A 21661-nucleotide genomic window follows, 5' to 3' on the forward strand; every position below is an offset into this window, starting at 1 on the left:
ATGGGAGACGTTATTGATATATATGGTTTATCACCTTTGCAAAAAGGAATACTGTTTCATACTTTATACGATCAAGATGATGAACATTCTTTTTCCTATATTGTACAAGTAGGTTTCTTGCTCGGGGGGCAATTGGATGTTGATACTTTTGAAAAGGCTTGGGAATATGTTATTAATCGACATGAGGTTTTACGTTCAGTATTTGTATGGGAGGAAGTAGAAAAGCCACTACAAGCGGTTTACCAACGTCTTCCTTTTACTATTCATCAAGAGGATTGGAGCACCCATCCACATGAGGAAAGGGCGAAGAAATTAAAACAGTTTTTGAATGTAGATCGTAGAAAAGGATTTTTATTGGATGAAGCACCATTGATGAGAGTCACTGCGATTAAAGAAGCAAAAGAGAAAACGAGAATTATTTGGACACATCATCATATTTTGCTAGATGGATGGAGTGTGTCATTGGTCTTTAGTGAAGTGATGGAAGTTTATCTCAAGATGATAAAGGGAGAATTGTTGAATTTCCCTAAATCTCTTCCTTATAAAAAATATATTCAATGGATAAATAAACAAGATCAAAGTCAAGCAGAGGAATTTTGGAAAGAAGAATTAAAAGGGTTCTATGCACCTACTCCATTAGCAATGGAAAGAAAGGATCAAGGACAAGAGAAGGGTTATGGAGAATGTGCTTATCAAGTATCTGAGGAACTTACTGAGAGTTTACAAGAGTGGGTACGAAATAGTCGATTAACGTTGAATACGTTAGTACAAGGTGCATGGGCTTATTTGATGAGTAGATATAGCGGTGACAGTGACGTCGTATTTGGCGTAACTAGCGCTGGACGTCCTACTGATTTAATAGGAGCAGAGAATATGGTGGGGCTATTTATTAACACATTACCTACCAGAATTCGATTAACGGATAATACATCAGTAGTAGATTGGCTTCGTAAAATACAAATGAAAGAAATGGAACGAAGACAGTATGAGTATAATTCGTTGATAGATATTCAAGGCTGGAGTGAGGTTCCGCGAAATTGCTCCTTATTTCATACCTTGTATGTGTTTGAAAATTATCCAATTCAAGGTGAGAGAAATGATGATTTAAGATTACTAGATGTTACAAGCACGGAACAAACAAATTATCCTTTAACACTCATTGTAATGCCCGGTAAGAAAATTACTTTAAAGTTGATGTATGATCGAAGCTATTTTAATGAAGAAGCAATAAATCTGATTCAGAATCACTTATTGCAAATATTAATTCAGATGACGAAGAGCCTAGATTCAAAACTATTTGAAATTACTCATTTAACAGAAGAAGAACAAATACAGTTACTAGAGGAATGGAATCATACTCAATTTAATTATTCGGCTGAAGGCATGATTCATACGATGTTTGAGGAGCAAGTTAAAAAAACACCGGAAGCAATCGCGGCTAGTTACGAAAATGAACAAATTACCTATAAAGAGTTGGAGAAGCGTGCAAATCAGCTAGCTCATTATTTACAAAAGCATGGTGTAGGCCCAGAGTCTCTAGTTGGGGTATATATGGAACGTTCATTACAAATGATGATAGCGTTATTAGGTATTCTAAAATCAGGAGCAGCGTACGTTCCACTTGACCCTACTTATCCAGAGAGTCGACTTCGATATATATTAGAGGATGCTGGAATCGAAGTACTAGTGACGGAAGAGAATTCTAAAAATTTGTTTGTATCTGAAAATATAGAAACAATTTGTATGAATAAAGATTACACTGCAATTGAAAAAGAAGAATCAACCCCATGTATAAGTGGTGTAACAGGAGAAAATTTAGCGTATGTTATGTATACTTCAGGATCTACAGGGAATCCAAAGGGAGTAATGATTGAGCATCATTCAGTAATTAATTATCTAGAATGGATGCAACATAAATATCCGCTTTCTGAAAAGGATGTGGTCTTGCAGAAAACGCCATTCTCATTTGATGTCTCTGTTTGGGAATTGTTTTGGGGCATTCACGTTGGTGCAAGTGTATCTTTCCTACCTCCAGGTGGAGAAAAAGATCCTTCTATTATAGCTGAAGTGATTAAACAACATCAGGTTACTATAGTTCAATTTGTACCTTCGATGTTATCTGTTTTCTTAGACCACTTCAATCATATTGAATTGAACATGAATTGCTCGTCCGTACGCCATGTATTTTCTGGTGGGGAAGAACTAAGTTCAGGGTTGGTTAGACGATTTCAACAGAAATGGAATTATAGTGGACAAGTGAAATTAACCAACTTTTATGGGCCAACTGAAGCCACTATTTATGTGAATGCATTTGATATTCAGCCTAATCAAGAATTTGTTTCTATTGGGCAGCCAATACAGAACACGCAATTATATGTATTAGACCAAAATCAACGCTTGCAATCAATAGGAATTGAGGGTGAGTTATATATTGGTGGTGCTGGTTTAGCACGTGGATACTTAAATCGTCCGAATCTTACTGCTGAAAAATTCGTTTCGCATCCATATCGATTTGGGGAACGACTATATCGAACAGGAGATTCAGTAAGATATTTAACTGATGGGAATTTAGAATTTATAGGTAGAATGGACCACCAAGTCAAAATGCGTGGTTTTAGGATTGAATTAGGAGAAATTGAAGCGACTTTAGAAAAATGTTCGTTTATTAAAGAGGCTGTCGTATTAGTTAGAGAAGATCGTCCAGGTGATCAACGATTGGTTGCATATGTAATAAGCGATGGAAATACCGAGGAGTGGAGAGAGTATTTACAAAAACAATTACCGAATCATATGATTCCAGCGCACTTTATAGAGTTAGAACACTTCCCGCTTACTCCAAATGGGAAAATTGACCGAAAGGCCTTGCCAGCACCTGATGAGCAAGCTATTGAAGATTTAAATGTGCTACCTCGGACGCCATCGGAAGAGCTTATCGCCTCGGTTTGGAGTCAAGTGTTAGGAACAGAAAATATTGGCATTCAGGATTCCTTCTTTGAACGTGGTGGGCACTCACTACTTGCTACTCAAATTGTCTCTCGATTGCAAGAACTGTTCCAAATTAAAATTCCATTACGTGAACTTTTCAAGCACGATACAGTGGAAGCATTGGCGAAACGGGTGGATCAGTTACGAAAAGAAGATAAAAAACGAGAGGTTGCTCCCCTTGTACCTATGACACGAGAAGAAATTATCCCACTTTCCTATGCGCAGAAACGTCTATGGTTTATTGATCAATTAATGCCAAATAGTGCTATGTACAATATCCATGCAGCGTGTCGCTTAACAGGTGAATGGTCAATTGAAGCATTGGAGGCCGGATGGAATCAATTGTTGGAGCGTCATGAATCATTAAGGACGATAATTCTAGAACAAGAGGGTGAACCTTTTCAACAAGTTCAATCTCATGTATTCAGACATATTCCTCAAACGAATCTAACAGATCTTTCTTTGGAAGATAGGGAAAGAGAAATGAAACGGCTCATTCAAAACGAGGCGGAGGAACCATTTCATTTTGGACAAGGTCCTCTAATTCGAACACGAATATTGAAAGTGGACAAGGAAGAATGGATTCTCATTTGTACGATGCATCATATTATTTCAGATGGATGGTCAATGGGAATCTTACTTGAAGAATGGATGGCTTTTTATGAAGGCGCATTAAGCGGCAAACCGGCAGAATTGAAGGAGTTATCTATCCAATATGCAGATTTTGTTATGTGGCAGAAGGAATGGCAAAAAGAAGAGAATTTGAATCAGCACCTTCAATATTGGAAGGAAGAATTGTCTGGGGAACTACCGGTTTTACAACTACCGATGGATCGTCCTCGACCTGCAGTTCAAACCCATCGTGGTGCAAGTCAGTCCTTAATAGTGGCGAATTCCTTACGGGAAAAGCTCAAAGATTTAAGTTTGCAAGAAGGATGCACTTTATTTATGACATTGATGGCAGCGTATCAAAGCTTCCTTTCTCGTTATACAGGACAGGACGACATTATAGTTGGAAGCCCAATCGCTAATCGAAATGTGAAAGAGATTGAGGGATTAATAGGATTTTTTGCAAACACGTTAGTTTATCGAGCTGATTTCAGTGAAAATCCGACGTTCCAAGAACTTTTATCGCAGATAAGAAAAAAAGCACTAAAAGCATACGAGTATCAGGACATCCCATTTGAGAAAGTGGTAGAATCCGTAAAACCTGAACGGAATACAAGTCATTCACCAATATTCCAAACTATGTTTACTTTACAGAATACGAAACAAGAGTTTCTTCAGCTATCTGAAAGACAAATGGAACTCATGGAAAGCCATGTTTCTGTTGCAAAATTTGATTTGAGTTTATTTGCTTCTGAGACGGAAGAAGGATTATCACTAACCTTTGAATATAATACTGATTTGTTTAATGATACAACCATTGAACGTATGGTAAATCATTTTGAACATTGGCTAAATCAAATTGCCTCTTATCCAAAATGTTTATTATCAAAATTGAATATGTTATCGAAAGTGGAATATAAGCAACTACTAGTGGAATGGAATGAATCAGCCGTTATAGATATAGAAGATAGCACGATTCATACAATGTTTGAAGAACAAGTGGAAAAAACACCAGAAGCAATTGCAGTAGTGTGCGAAGATGAAGAACTAACATATCGAGAGTTGGACGAACGCTCGAATCAGTTGGCACATTATTTACAAAAAAATGGTGTAACATGCGAAACATTGGTTGGGATTTGCGTTACACGTTCATCCGAGATGATTGTCGGTCTCTTAGGAATTATGAAGGCGGGAGGAGCATATGTCCCAATTGATCCAGCGTATCCGGAAAGTCGACTGCAGTACATTTTAGAAAATGCTCAAATAAAGGTACTGGTGACACAGGAAAAGTTACAACAAAAAATGGTTATACCTACATTCGTCAACGTCATTTGTATTGATCGTAATCGAGCAGAAATAGAACAAGAAGTTACTACGGTATGCACGAGTGAAGTGACGGGCGATAACTTAGCCTATATTATCTATACTTCAGGTTCCACTGGAAATCCAAAGGGAGTAATGATTGAGCACAGGAATACAGTAACAATGATTCATTGGGCGCATCATACGTATTCTCGAAAGGAATTAGCGGGAGTATTAGCTTCAACTTCACTATCTTTTGATTTATCCGTTTTTGAAGTATTTGTTCCCTTAACGATGGGTGGTAAGGTGATTGTCGCTGAAAATGCTCTACATCTAGACAAGTTGTCTACCAAAGGTGTGACTTTGGTTAATACTGTGCCATCGGCAGCAAAGGAACTGGTTCGAGCAAAAACAATTCCTTCTTCAGTAAAGGTAATGAATTTGGCTGGAGAACCGTTACCATATCCGCTTGTTCAAGATTTATACGAGAGAAGTACGATTGAGAAGGTGTTCAACTTATATGGACCGTCTGAAGATACTACGTATTCCACGTATATGGAATTAGAAAAGGGTGTCATGCATAGGGTACCACCAATTGGTAAACCAATCTTCAATACAGAAGTATATGTATTGAGTGCTGAACAAAAAATGGTTCCAATTGGTGTAGTTGGTGAGTTGTACATTGGTGGATCAGGGTTAGCACGTGGATATTTAAAACGCCCTGACTTAACGAAAAATCGATTTATACCGCATCCGTTTAAAGAAGACGAGCGAGTATACCGGACTGGAGATCTAGTAAGGTATTTGCCGGATGGAAATTTGGAGTATGTTGGACGAATTGATCATCAGGTGAAAATTCGTGGGTTCCGGATTGAACTAGGAGAAATCGAAGCGGTATTACAAAAGCATACATTAGTTAACGAAGCTATTGTGATGGTGCGGGAAGATTATCCTGGCGATCCACGTTTGATTGCCTATGTTGTAGGAGACGGGGATGCTCAAAAGTGGCGTGATTATCTCAAGGACCAACTACCAAATTATATGATTCCATCCTATTTTGTTGGATTAAATGCATTTCCACTCACTCCTAATGGAAAAATTGATAGGAAGGCTTTACCAGCACCAGAGAAGCAGGAGATAGCGAGTTGTTATATTGCTCCTCGTACGTCTACGGAAAAAACAATTGTTTCGATATGGCATGAAGTTTTAGGCATGGAAAACATCGGAATTCAAGATTCGTTTTTTGAAATTGGTGGACATTCATTACTTGCTACGCAAGCCGTTTCTAATCTTAAAGAGGCTTTTGGAATCGAGATACCATTGCATGATTTATTTATGTTTCATACGGTGCAGCAATTGGCAGAACAGATTGATCAATTGCTCGATAACAAAAATCAAGAAATGCAGAATGATAGTAAGGAGAATGTAAGCCTTCAAGATTATATTCAAAAAGAAGCAGGAGTGAGTAATGATGAAGAATTACTGGAACTGCTTAAGCAATTAGAAGAGTTATCAGAGGAAGAAGCACAAGGGATATTTGAGAGTAATTTGATTGAGGAAGGGGTAAAAAAATGAGAAGTGATTTACTTGCAAAGCTGAGTTCACTTTCTCCTGAGAAGAGAGCATGGCTTCAGAAGCAAATGCAAAAAAAGGAGAATAAAGAAGCACTCCCGTTGTCTTATGCACAACAACGTTTGTGGTTTATGGACAGATTTAATCCAAACAGTTCTTTATATAATATTCCAACAGTATGGCATCTAAAAGGAAATTGGATACCTGAAGCATTAGAGAAGGGATTCAATCGACTCATTGAACGTCATGAATCATTACGAACTGTTTTTAAAGAAATAGGAGAACAGCCTGTGCAACAAATTGTCGAATTCCTTCCTAGAGCATTACCTGTAAGGGATTACTCTCAACTTCCTCTAGAAGTAAAAGAAAAAGAGGTAGATAGTTTAATTGCGAGAGAAGCGCAAGAACCATTTGATTTAATGAATGGTCCTTTAATTCGTAATCAGCTTGTTCAATTAGAGAAGGATGAATGGTTATTACTGTGTACGATGCATCATATTATTTCTGATGCTTGGTCCATTGGTATATTCATGAATGAATTCCTTGCTTTCTATGAAGAAGAAACGGGCGGAAATCCTGCTAAATTAAGTTCATTATCTATTCAATATGCAGACTTTGCGAAGTGGCAAAAGGAGTGGTTGCAAGGTGATGTGCTAAATCGTCAGCTTACGTATTGGCAGAAAGAATTGTCTGGTGAGCTTCCTATCTTACAATTGCCAGTGGATCGACCTCGACCGGTTAAGCAGACTTACTCTGGGGCTGCGCATCATGTGATTTTTCCTTATAAATTGCTCAGTCAATTGAAGGATATAAGTCGACAAGAAGGATCTACTTTATTTATGACTTTAATGGCCGCATACCAGAGCTTTCTTGCTCGTTATACGGGACAAAAAGATATTCTAGTTGGTAGCCCGATTGCAAATCGGAACCATAAGGGAGTAGAAGGATTAATTGGTTTCTTTGTTAATACGTTGGTTTATCGATCAGATTTGAGTGGCACCCCTACTTTTCGGGAGATTTTGAACCAAACAAAGAAAAAGGCGTTAAAAGCTTACGAATATCAAGATATACCATTTGAAAAAGTGGTAGAAGCTGTGCAACCTGAACGAAGCATGAGTCATTCCCCTATATTTCAGACCATGTTTACGCTACAGAATATAAAACAAGAACGACTAGATTTGCCTGATAGAAGTATTGAAATGGTAGAAAGTAATATGTCTATTGCTAAATTTGATTTGAGCTTAACTGCCTATGAAGTGGAAGAAGGTCTATTCGTCTCATTTGAATACAACACGGATTTATTTGATAGTGGTACCATTGCACGTATGGCAGGACATTTTGAGAACTGGCTAAATGAAATCACGTATCATCCAGATGAATCATATACAAAGCTGTCAATGTTATCGGATACTGAGCAAAAACAACTCCTAGAAGAATGGAATGATACGGACGTAGTTTATGGTCATGATTGTATGATTCATGAGCTATTTGAGCAGCAAGTTGCACGGACACCTGATGCAGTGGCGGTAGTTTATGAGGGTGGAAAGCTAACGTATCAAGAACTAAATGAAAAATCGAATCAATTGGCACATTTTCTACAAAAACGAGGTATCGGACCTGAATCATTGGTTGGTATATGTATTGAACGTTCTCCTGATATGATTATCGGTCTCTTTGGGATTTTGAAGGCAGGTGGGGCTTATGTCCCACTGGACCCAAGTTATCCTGAAAACCGCCTGAGATATATTTTGGAGAATTCACAAATTCAAGTGCTGTTAACAAAAGGGGCACTACAGGACTGGTTACCTAAAGATATTCAAGCAATTTGTTTAGACCGGGATCAAGTGATGATTTCTAAAGAGAGTAATTTAGCTCCGGTAAGTGGAGTAACAGCAAATAACTTAGCCTATATTATATACACTTCGGGTTCGACGGGAAATCCAAAGGGGGTAATGATTGAACATCATTCCGTTATCAACCGCCTACAGTGGATGCAGAAAAAATACCCATTGTCCGAGGAGGATACAATCCTACAAAAGACACCGTTTTCGTTCGATGTTTCTGTCTGGGAATTATTTTGGTGGTCATTTGTAGGAGCACGTGTTTGTTTACTTCCACCAGGAGGAGAGAAAGATCCTGCGGTGATTGAGGAGTATATTGAACGATATCGCGTGTCCACCATGCACTTTGTTCCGTCGATGTTATCTACTTTCTTAGATTATATGGAACTATATAATTCGAAAAGGGATGTATCGTCTTTAATTCAAGTTTTTACTAGTGGAGAAGCGTTAAACACTGAGCAGGTTCGCCGGTTTAAGGGGATCTTTTACAATGTTCAGCAAACAAAGTTAATTAACTTGTATGGTCCTACTGAAGCGACTGTGGATGTGACTTATTACGATTGTGATTTAGAAAAAGAAGCAATGATTATTCCGATTGGTCGTCCGATTGATAATACAGAGTTGTATGTGTTAGATCAATATCAACAAGTGGTCCCGATTGGTGTGGCAGGGGAACTTTACCTTGGAGGAGTAGGATTGGCACGTGGTTACTTCAATCGATCGGATTTAACTACTGAACGTTTTATTCCGCATCCTTTTAAGGACGGGGAACGATTATATCGAACGGGTGACTTGGTGAGATATATGAATGATCGTAACTTAGAATATATTGGAAGAATAGATAACCAAGTTAAAATTAGAGGATTCCGAATTGAATTGGGAGAAATTGAAGCAGCTTTACATGATCACTCATCTGTAAAAGAGGCAGTCGTGTTGGTGAAGGAAGATCGACCAGGAGATAAGCAGTTAGTAGCTTATGTAGTGGGGGAAGGGGATACTGGAGAGTGGCGTGAATACCTTAAGAAGCAATTACCACATTATATGGTTCCGGCATACTTTTTCCAAATTGAAGGTATGCCACTCACTCCAAATGGTAAAGTGAATCGGAAAGCATTATTGGAATTAGAAGAACAGTTCATAAGTGAAGATATTACTTCATCACGAACACCAGTGGAGGAGCTCATCGTTTCCGTTTGGAGCCAAGTGTTAGGAATAAAAAATATTAGTGTTCAGGATTCCTTTTTTGAAATCGGTGGTCATTCACTACTAGCTACTCAAGTAGTGTCACGTTTACAGGGAATTTTTCAAATCGAATTACCAGTACGTGAACTATTTGAATATACAACGGTGGAGTCACTGGCAAAGCGATTAGAACAGTTACGTAAAGGAGATAAAAAACGAGAGATTCCGCCACTAATACCAATGAAACGAGGAGAAGCTATTCCACTATCTTATGCCCAACAACGTTTATGGTTTATTGATCAATTTACACCTAATAGTGCCCTTTACAATATGCCAATGGTATGCCGTCTTACAGGGAATTGGCTACTTGAAGCATTGGAAACGGGATGGAATCAACTAATAGAACGTCATGAATCACTGCGGACGGTCTTTCAAGAAGTGAATGGTCAACCCGTACAGCAAATTGAACCGTATGCTTTTCAATCAATTCCGAAAACGGATTTAACTATGCTTTCTTCTGAAGATCAAGAAGAAGAAGTTAAACGTTTAATTCAACAAGAAACAGAAGTGCCATTTGATTTAACAGAGGGTCCATTAATCAGGACAAGTATTTTGCACGTGGGAGAGGAAGAATGGATACTCCTTTGTACTCTACATCATATCATTTCAGATGGATGGTCAATGGGAATCCTACTTGAAGAATGGATGGCATTTTATGAGAAAGCAACGAATGGAAAGGTAGCGGAACTTGAACCATTACCGGTTCAATATGCCGACTTTGCTCAGTGGCAAAAAGGATGGCTAAAGGAGGAGGTGCTTGATCAACAACTCCAATATTGGAGGGAAGAATTGTCTGGGGAGCTTCCTGTACTCCAACTTCCTGTGGATCGCCCGCGTCCCGCAATACAAACTCATCACGGGTCGACATACACTCTGGTTCTGCCAAGCACGCTACATGATAAATTGAATGAACTTAGTCGAAAAGAAGGGGCTACGCTCTTCATGACGCTTTTAGCTGCATATCAAAGTTTTCTATCTCGTTATACGGGACAAGAAGATATTCTGGTCGGAAGCCCAATTGCGAATCGGAATTATAGAGAAATTGAAGGACTAATTGGTTTCTTCGTTAACACGCTGGTTTATCGAGCTAATTTGAGTGGTAGACCGACATTTCAAGATGTACTGTATCAGGTTCGTCAAAAGGCATTGAAGGCGTATGAATATCAAGATATTCCATTTGAAAAAATTGTAGAAGTTGTGCAACCGGAGCGAAGTACAAGTCATTCGCCAATCTTCCAGACTATGTTCATCTTGCAAAATATGAAACAAGAGTTACCGGTGTTATCGAGTAGAAGTATTGAAATGATAGAAAGCCATAGTCCAATTGCAAAGTTTGATTTAAGTGTAATGGCAGTTGAGACGGAAGAGGGATTACTTTTTACTTTTGAGTACAATAAGGATTTATTCAATGCTACTACTATTGAACGGATGGCAGGACACTTTGAGAAATGGCTACATGAAGTTTCTCATCGCCCACAAAATCCGTTGCATGACCTGAGCATGCTATCAGAAACCGAGCGTACTTTGTTATTAGAAACATGGAATGACACTGTAATGGAAATGTCTCATCAGGGTCTTATTTGCGACAAAGTTGAGGAGCAAGTAGCAAGGCGTCCTGATGCGATTGCGATAGTTGATCAAACAAAACAGTGGACTTATGGTGAATTGGATACACAAGCAAATCAGTTGGCAAATGTTTTACAGCGAAAGGGAGTAGCCCCAGAGTCAGTGGTAGGGGTTTATCTTCCGAGGTCAGCTGAGCTGATGGTAAGTTTACTAGGCATTTTAAAAGCTGGTGGAGCTTATGTCGTTTTAGATCCGTTGTATCCAAAATCAAGGTTAGAATACATGATTGAAGATGCAGGAATTCAATTTGTAGTGACGGCGGAAGGACAAGAAGGACATTTCGCACACGTCGAAATGGTGAGGTTAGAAGAATTAACGGTGGAAAGCGTAATCGCACCTACACGTCAAATAAATCCAGAGAACTTAGCCTATATTGTTTATACCTCTGGTTCTACAGGAAAACCGAAGGGTGTCATGGTTGAATATCGCTCATTAATGAATATGGTTTCTTGGCATCAGGAAGTTTATCATATTTCAGCAGAGGATCGTGCGACTCAGATTGCAGGGGTTGCTTTTGATTCGGCTGTCCAGGAGATCTGGCCGTATCTAACTGCTGGCGCAGCACTCTACTTGTCAACAGAGGAACTGAGAATTAATCCAGAAGCACTAAGGGACTGGCTCATTGATTCACGAATAACAGCTAGCTTTGCACCTACGCCTATTCTGGAAAGACTCTTGAAATTATCTTGGCCAGATAAAACGGATCTTCGTTTTATCATTACTGGTGGGGATCAATTAACGCAGTATCCATCTAACGATATTCCTTTTGCGGTAATTAATCAGTATGGTCCATCGGAGAATACCGTTGTTACCACAGATTGTTATGTACCTGTAGGAGTGACAACAGGTACGCCATCGATTGGTCGACCGATTGCGAATACAGAAGTTTATGTGTTAGATTCTCATCTTCAGCTAGTACCAATTGGTGTAATTGGAGATCTCTATATTGGAGGGAAGAGTCTTGCACGTGGATATGCTAATCGTCCGGATCTTACAAAGGAAAAATTTATTCCACATCCTTTCAAGTCAGGAGAACGTCTCTATTATACAGGAGACAAAGCAAGTTATCTTTCTGATGGTAATCTCCAGTTCCATGGACGTATAGATGACCAAGTGAAAATTCGTGGTTTCCGGATTGAATTGGGAGAAATAGAAGCTGTTTTGCAGGCGCATTCTTCTGTCAAAGAAGCTGTTGTATTGGTGCGAGAGGATAATCAAGGTGATAAGAGATTAGTAGCTTATGTAGTTGGTGAAGGAAGTTTCCATGAATGGCGAGAACATCTACAAACACATTTACCTAATTACATGGTTCCAACAAACTTTATTGAGATGGAATTTTTACCACTTACACCGAATGGAAAACTTGATTTGAAGGCATTGCCTATACTTAGTGAACAATCCACTGAAAATACTGTATACCCAAGAACTCCGCTGGAAGAACTTATTGCTTCAGTGTGGAGTCAAGTGCTAGGAATAAGAGACATTGATGTTCAGGATTCTTTCTTTGATCTCGGTGGTCACTCTCTACTTGCTACACAAGTGGTCTCACGCTTACAGGAAGTCTTTCAAATCAAATTGCCAGTACGTGAACTGTTCGAATATTCAACGGTCGAGGCATTATCGAAACGAATAGATCAGTTACGTAAGGGGAGCGAAAAACGAGAAATTCCACCATTGATGCCGATGGAACGAGGGGAAAATATTCCACTGTCTTATGCCCAACAGCGCTTATGGTTTATTGATCAATTTGCACCTAATAGTGCACTTTATAATATGCCAATGGTATGCCGGCTTACAGGGAATTGGTTACCTGAGGCCTTGGAGTTGGGATGGAATCAGTTGATAGAGCGTCATGAATCTTTGCGGACTGTATTTTATGAAGAGGATGGCCATCCTGTGCAGCAGATTCAACCGTACGTTTTCCGTCCGCTTCTGCAAATGGACTTAACTAAGCTTTCATTAGAGGAGCGAGAAAGAAAGTTGGAGCAATGGATTCAAACTGAAGTAGAATCTCCATTTGATTTAGAACAAGGGCCATTATTCCGTGGGAAACTCATAAGAATTTCAGAAGAAGAATGGGTTCTTCTGTGTAATATGCATCATATTATCTCGGATGGGTGGTCGATGGAAATCTTGCTTCAAGAATGGATGGCATTTTATGAGAATGCGATTGGTGAAAAACAAGCAGAGCTGGAACCACTACCAGTTCAATATGCCGATTTTGCTCAGTGGCAAAGAGACTGGTTGAAAGATGAAGTACTATATCAACAACTTGCATATTGGAAGGAAGAATTATCTGGTGAGTTACCAGTCTTAATGTTGCCAATAGATCGTCCGCGTCCGCCAGTGCAAACCCACCATGGATTAACTCATAATGTTTTGTTGTCACGCTCATTACTGGATAAATTAAACGAACTAAGTCGTCAAGAAGGGGCCACACTTTTCATGACCTTATTGGCATCGTATCAAAGTTTCCTTGCTCGTTATACGGGACAAACGGATATTATTGTTGGCAGCCCAATTGCAAATCGAAATTATCGAGAAATTGAGGGGCTGATTGGTTTCTTTGTCAACACCTTGGTTTATCGAGCTGATTTAAGTAATGCACCGGCATTTCAAGAGTTGTTATCTCAAGTACGGATAAAAGCATTGAAGGCGTATGAGTATCAAGATGTTCCGTTTGAGAAAATTGTAGAGGTTATCCAACCTGAACGAAATACAAGCCATTCTCCGATTTTCCAAACCATGTTTACTTTGCAAAATACGGGACAGAAGCTACCAGAACTACATGGAAGAAATATAGAAGTAATGGAAAGTAATGCTCCGATCGCTAAGTTTGATTTAAGTTTAACTGCTGCAGAAGTGGAAGAGGGTTTATTACTTACTTTTGTTTATAGAACTGATTTATTTGACAGCTTAACTATTGAATCCATGGCTGAACATTTTGGGAACTGGTTGAATGTAATCGTAGAGAATCCTGATAAATCATTAGCTAAGTTGCCTATATTATCAGGATTACAGCAAAAACAGTTGGAAGAGTGGAATAATGGTGCTGTAGCATATCCACAGGAAAGTACAATTCATCAACTGTTTGAAGAGCAAGTAAATCGTACACCTGATGCGGTGGCAGTGGTAGATGAAAAACAGCAGTTAACGTATCGAGAGCTGAATGAAAAAGCTAATCAATTGGCCCACTATCTTCAGCAATGCGGAATTGGGAATGAATCATTGGTTGGACTTTGCTTTGAGCGTTCAATTGAGATGGTTGTTAGTATTATGGGGATTTGGAAGGCTGGAGCAGCCTATGTTCCATTAGACCCATCATATCCAGAAAGTCGCCTACGATATATTTTGGAGGACACTGGAATTCAAGTATTAGTTACGAACGAGTCATTGGAAGATTGGATACCTAAAGAAATCAAGATAGTTTGTCTAGATCGGGATCAAGCAATGATTTCCCAAGAAAGCATTCTTTCACCAAAATGCGAAGTAACAGGAGAAAACTTAGCGTATGTTATCTATACTTCAGGATCAACGGGAAATCCAAAGGGTGTCTTGATACAGCATCATTCTGTACTAAACTTGTCGCATGGTTTACAAAAAGAGGTTTTCAAACATGAGATACCATCTAACATGCATGTCGGTTTAAATGCGTCAATTGCCTTTGATGCATCTATTCAGCAATTACAAATGCTGTTATATGGTTCAAGTTTGTATATTATTCCGAATGAAGTACGAAGTGATCCGGAGCAGTTTGTAGCTTATATTAGGGAGAACAAGTTAGAAATCTTTGATATAACACCTTCATTACTTCAATTACTTTTAGATGTCGGATTGTTAGAAACGTGCGATGGCGTTCATGTTCCAAGTAAGGTACTGGTTGGTGGCGAAGCGATTATGCCTTCATTATGGGAACAGCTAGTAGAGACTGATAAAATGGAGTTTTATAATGTATATGGTCCTACAGAATGTACGGTTGATGCAACCTGCTATCATATTAAAAAAGATAGTAAGAGAGTAACAATTGGGCGTCCGTTGCCGAACGTTCAAACTTATGTATTAGATAGAAATAGGTTGCCAGTTCCAGTTGGTGTGATGGGGGAACTTTATATCGGAGGAGCAGGTCTAGCAAGGGGGTACTTGAATCGTCCAAAGTTAACATCCGAACGATTTATTTCACATCCATTCAAAGAAGACGAGAGGTTATATAGAACGGGTGATCTTGTGAGATATCTTCCTGATGGTAATATAGAATACTTAGGAAGAATGGATAATCAAGTGAAGATTAGAGGATTTCGAATTGAACTTGGAGAGATTGAGTCGACCTTACAGGAGCATTACTTAGTAAAAGAGGCAGTTGTAATGGTTAGGGAAAATCAGTCGGGAGATAAGAGGCTGGTAGCTTATGTAGTGGGCGAAGGCAGTTTAGAAGAATGGCGAGAGTATCTTAAAACAAAACTGCCAATCCATATGATACCTTCCTACTTTGTCGAAATGAAAGAATTACCGCTAACCATAAATGGAAAGATTGATCGGAAATCGCTGTCTATACCAGATTATCAAGGAACACAAGAAGGATACGTGGCCCCAAGAAATGAACGTGAACATAAGCTTTCTATCATTTGGGAACGTGTGCTAGGTTCAAAACGTATTGGTATGAATGATAACTTCTTTGAAATTGGTGGAGATTCAATTCTTAGCATTCAGATTGTCTCGCGCGCGAAGCAAGTTGGTTTACAATTGACACCAAAACAAATATTTGAACACCAAACGATTGCTGAGTTGGCGCAAGTAGTCAAAGAAGAACAAGGTGTACAAGCTGAACAGGGAATTATAACTGGAGAGACGATACTTACACCTATTCAGCAAAGGTTTTTTGCACAAAATCATCCTAACCCACATCATTGGAATCAATCCATGTTCTTTAGAACGAAAGAGAAATTGGACATAGGATCACTGGAAAAGGCGGCAGGTAACCTTCTACTTCATCATGATGCTCTGCGTTTAAGATATGAACGTTTACCTAATGGGGTTTGGAAACAGTGGAATGAAGGAATAGAAGAACAATTGATGCTTACTGTCATTTCATTAGACGAAGTGCCGGAAGCTGATTGGCATCAGGTTATTCAAAAAGAGATTAATATTGCACAAGAAAGTTTGAATTTACATGATGGTCCGCTAATGAGAATGGTGTATTTTGATGAAGGTGAGCACGCTGGCCGATTATTTTGGACAATTCATCATTTAGCCGTGGATGGTGTTTCTTGGCGAATTTTATTGGAAGATTTGCAAACAGCATATACGCAAGTAGTCCAAGGGCAGAAAATTCAATTACCTATGAAGAGTACATCTTTTAAAGAATGGTCGGAGAAATTACATCATTACGCTGAAACTGGCCTATCAAAAGAAGTGCTACATTACTGGGAGGAGCAGGCTGAACAAGACGTAGTTAAATTGCCGGTAGATGGTACTATAAGTAATCCAGTAAGCGCAGTAACTGAGGAAATTACTGTGGTGTTAAATGAGAATGAGACCCGTATGTTATTGCAAGAGACTTTAAGCACTCACCGTGTCCAAATCAATGAAGTATTATTAGCAGCATTAGTACAAGCTACGGCAGCATGTACGGGGCAGCCGATATTGAGCGTAGATTTAGAGGGACATGGTCGAGAAGAGATTATTGAAGATGTTGATTTATCGAGAACTGTGGGATGGTTTACAAGTATTTACCCAGTTCATTTAAATATTACTAGTGCTAATACGCCAATTGAAGCATTAAAAGCAGTTAAAGAACAAGTTCGCAAAATTCCTAATAAGGGTGTTGATTATGGGGTGTTGCGTTACATGAACGCAACAATGTGTGAGCAATTAAGCTCCCAATATACACCGTCTATTAGTTTTAACTATCTTGGACAATTTGACCAAATGTTTTCTAGCGATGCAATGTTTATTCCGGAGAACGAATTTAAGCGTTTAGATCATGCTGCCGGTTCCAAGCGATCGCATGTAATTGATGTAATTGGGGTTGTAACGGATGGAAAACTTCAGTTCACTTGGGTATACAATGTTGGACAATTTGCCAAATCAACGATTCAAAGTATTGCACAGAATATGCTATATCAACTGAGTACATTGATTCAATTTTCAGATAGAGAATCTGCACTGACCATTTCGGATTTTGCAATGGCTAATCTTAGCCAAGAAGGTTTGACAAATGTACTAAACAAAATGCATCGCGGAAAGAACAATCAGATTACTGATTTATATCCACTATCACCTTTGCAAGAAGGTATGATTTTCCACACATTGCATGACCAAGGGGATGAACATGTTGCACCGTATATAGTGCAATTGAGTTTTATGATTCGAGGAAAAATGAATATTCCTACATTTGAGCAGGCGTGGAAATCTGTAATTCAGCGGCATGAAATTTTTCGTACAGGATTTGTATGGGACGAAATTGAAGAACCTGTACAAGTGGTGTATGAAAATATCCCATTTAAAGTGAATAAAGAAGACTGGCGTACAATGACAAGTGAAGAGATAGAGGAAAAAAGAAAAGTCTTTTTGGCATTAGATCGAAAACAAGCCTTCCAATTTGATGAAGCACCATTGATGCGGGTAACAGTCATTCAAGAAGGTGAGGAAGAATATCGGATTGTTTGGACCCATCACCATATTTTACTGGATGGATGGAGTTTACCATTAGTATTTAATGAATTACTTACAGTCTATCAGAAGAGAATGAATGGAGAAGCTGTGAAGTTACCTAAGTCCTCACCATATAAGAAATATATCCAATGGTTAAGAGAGCAAGATAAGGAGCAGGCGGAACAATTCTGGAGAGAGAAGCTAAAAGGTTTTACTGCGCCAACTTTGCTGGGCTTAGAAAGTAAAGAGGAAGAAAAAGGTTACACAGAGAAGGTTACGTATTTATCAGAAGAGCAGACTCAAGCGTTACAAGGATGGGCGAAACGCAATAAACTTACTTTGAGTACAGTAATTCAAGGTGCATGGGCATATCTCATGAGCCGATATAGTGGAGAAAATGACATTGTTTTTGGTGTAACAAGCTCAGGGCGTTCTACGGAGATTATTGATGTTGAAAACATCGTAGGTCCTTTCATTACAACGTCACCGACGCGAATTCAATTGATGGATGATATAAAATTAATAGATTGGTTGCAAAAGATACAAGAGGAAGAGATAGAAAGAAGACAATATGAGTATGCTTCTTTGACAGAGATTCAGGGGTGGAGTGAAGTTCCTAGAGGAATACCGCTGTTCAATAGTTTATATGTGTTTGAAAATTATCCAGTGAAAGAGGAGTCTTCAGAAAATCTGGAAATTGGTGAATTGGAAGGGGTAGAACAAACCCACTACCCATTAGGGTTAGCTGTAGTTCCAGGAATCCAGTTATCGTTAAAGTTAATGTATGACCGTAGTAAGTTTAATAGAGTAACCATTGAACGAATGCTGGGTCATTTACACAAAGTGTTAATGCAAATGCTCAAAAACATTGATCAAAATCTATCGGAGCTAGTATATATTACGGAAGCTGAACAAAGAAAGCTATTGGAAGAATGGAATAATAATACTATATCCTATCCACGTGAGAATGCAATTCATCAACTATTCGAAGAGCAAGTAAATCGTACGCCTGACGCGTTGGCAGTGGTAGATGAAAAACAGCAACTAACATATCGAGAGCTGAATGAAAGAGCTAATCAATTAGCCCATCATTTACAGAAATGTGGAATTGGGACAGAGTCATTAGTTGGCCTTTGCTTTGAGCGTTCAGTTGAGATGGTGGTTGGTCTCATGGGAATTTGGAAGGCTGGAGCAGCCTATGTTCCATTAGATCCATCGAATCCGGAAAGCCGCCTACAATATATTTTAGAAGACACAGGAATTAAAGTGTTAGTTACAAATGAAGTATTACTAGGCTGGATTCCTAAAGACATTAAGACAGTTTGCCTAGATAGGGACCAAGCAATGCTTTCTCAAGAAAGCAAACTTTCACCAATATGTGAGGTAACAGGGGAAAACTTAGCGTATGTTATCTACACTTCTGGTTCGACAGGGAATCCAAAGGGAGCTTTAGTACAGCACCATTCTGTAATAAACCTATCCTATGGTTTACAAAAAGAAGTTTTCTCACATGAGATACCTAGTAATATGCGCGTCGGTTTGAATGCATCAATTGCCTTTGATGTATCTATTCAGCAATTACAAATGCTGCTTTATGGTTCAAGTTTATATATTATTCCAAGTGAAGTTCGCACTAATCCAGAACAATTTGTGTCCTATATTAGGGAGAATAAATTGGAAATGTTTGATATGACACCTTCATTACTTCAATTACTAATAGATGGAGGATTGCTAGAAATAAGTGCTGATGTTCATGTACCAAGCAAGATATTGGTCGGTGGTGAAGCAATCATGCCGTCATTATGGGAACAGCTAGTAGAGACCGAAAAAATTGATTTTTATAACGTATACGGTCCTACAGAATGTACGGTTGATGCAACATGCTATCATATCAAAAAAGATAGTAAGAGAGTAACAATTGGACGTCCGTTGCCGAACGTTCAAACTTATGTATTGGATAAAAATTTGTTACCTGTTCCAGTTGGTGTAACAGGTGAGCTATATATTGGGGGTGCAGGTATAGCGAGAGAATACTTGAATCGCCCAGAATTAACAGCAGAGCGATTCATCTGTCATCCATTTAATGAAGAAGAGCGTTTATATCGTACGGGAGATTTGGTTCGTTATTTACCTGATGGTAATTTAGATTACTTGAGAAGAATTGATAATCAAGTGAAAATTAGGGGCTTTCGTATTGAACTTGAAGAGATTGAAGCGAGTATAGAGAGGCATCCATTGGTAAAAGAAGCAGTAGTTTTGGCAACAGAGGATAAATTAGGAGAGCAGAGATTGGTTGCTTATGTAGTTGGAGATGGTAGTATGCATGAGTGGCGTGAGTATCTCAAGACACAAGTACCAAATTATATGGTTCCCGCACACTTTATTAAGGTAGACGAGATTCCTCTTACAACGAATGGCAAAGTTGATCGAAAGGCATTGAACAATTTAACTATTCATAGAGAAAATAACTTCTCTACACCAATCATTCCAAGGGATGAAATTGAATATCAGTTGATTAAAATCTGGCAGGATGTGTTACAGATAGAAGATGTCTATGTAAATGATGATTTCTTTAATAGAGGAGGACACTCTCTCCTTGTAATTAAATTAGTTTCAAAAATTAGGGAGAAGTTTGGAAAAGAGATTAAGGTTTCAACATTGATTAAGAATCCAACATTGGAAGGAATCGCATGCCTTATTCGTGATAAGCATGATATGACGAAATCAGTAGCAGCGCTAGTTCCACTACAAGAATCAGAAAAAAGCCCTTTCTTCTGTGTTCATCCGTTTATGGGGAATGTATTTTGTTACATTCAACTAGCAAGATTACTTAAGAACCATTGTTCATTTTATGGTTTACAGAATCCTCTTATAGAAAAGGAAGAAATTGATGAATTGACCTTGCCGGAACTAATTCAACTTTACATTGAAGAAATCAAACGTGTTCAGCCAGAAGGCCCATATCGTCTTGGAGGATGGTCTTTAGGCGGTGCAATTGCTTATGAAATCGCAACTGTGCTAAAGAATCAAGGTGAGGAAGTTGAGTTGTTGATACTAATGGATACTAAAGTACCTTCAGAGCAAGATCGTAAAACAAGGGAGGGTATGCTCTCATATATATCTGAACATTTCATTCCTAGAGATCTTACTGAGCAGGAAGAAGGGCTCGTTCATAAGCAAGATATGCTTGTGGAGCGATTAATTATGGAAGGAGTACTCCCGCCTGATGCAAATCTTATGAATTTGAAGCAAGTTATCAATGCTCATAGGAAATGCCTGAACTTAATGGCAGAGCATGATTTGATACCATACTTTGGAGAAGTTATCTACTTTAGTGCTGAGGAAGGAAAAGAGTTGTTTACAGATTGGGGACCTTTATTAAAAGGAAGAGTAAATAGGTATTCAGTCCCTGGATCACATGAGGAAATAGTAGACTTCCCCGCAGTTGAAAAGATAGCTAAGTACCTATTAAATGAATTTGAAGGGATAAAAGAAACATCCCTTTCATTAACTGAAAAGTAGAGAGTGCAAAAGATGCAACGCTATGAACGAAAAGGGGAGACCAATACCTGCATGCATATCAAGTGTAGGGAATAATGAATATATTAAGAGCATTACTTTTTAAGGGGATAATGTAAAAAGTAATTGGTAGAGACATAGAAATCTTTGTAATAGAAGCGAATGCCTGATGATATTACTGAGGAAAGGTGCATATTTTCATTGATATGTAAATATGCACCTTTCCTATTGTATATGCACTTTAGTAATGTGAATTTGAATTTATGTAACGTTCATATATGAAGTAATTCTTAAAAAAGGGAAGTGATTTATCA

2 protein-coding genes are annotated in these 21661 nt (G+C 38.7%); both read left to right on the top strand.

Annotated elements, in window-relative coordinates; translation table 11 throughout:
- On the top strand, positions 1 to 6471 hold the full coding sequence (locus ACTFRY_RS16175; protein ID WP_098616547.1) for a non-ribosomal peptide synthetase: 6471 nt from the start codon (positions 1 to 3) through the stop codon (positions 6469 to 6471).
- On the top strand, positions 6468 to 21350 hold the full coding sequence (locus ACTFRY_RS16180; RefSeq protein WP_098616548.1) for a non-ribosomal peptide synthetase: 14883 nt from the start codon (positions 6468 to 6470) through the stop codon (positions 21348 to 21350). The genes ACTFRY_RS16175 and ACTFRY_RS16180 overlap by 4 nt, the downstream gene beginning before the upstream one ends.
- The last annotated feature ends 311 nt before the right edge of the window (positions 21351 to 21661 follow it).

It is taken from the genome of Bacillus cereus group sp. MYBK195-1, assembly GCF_051916605.1.
GTDB lineage: Bacteria > Bacillota > Bacilli > Bacillales > Bacillaceae_G > Bacillus_A > Bacillus_A cereus.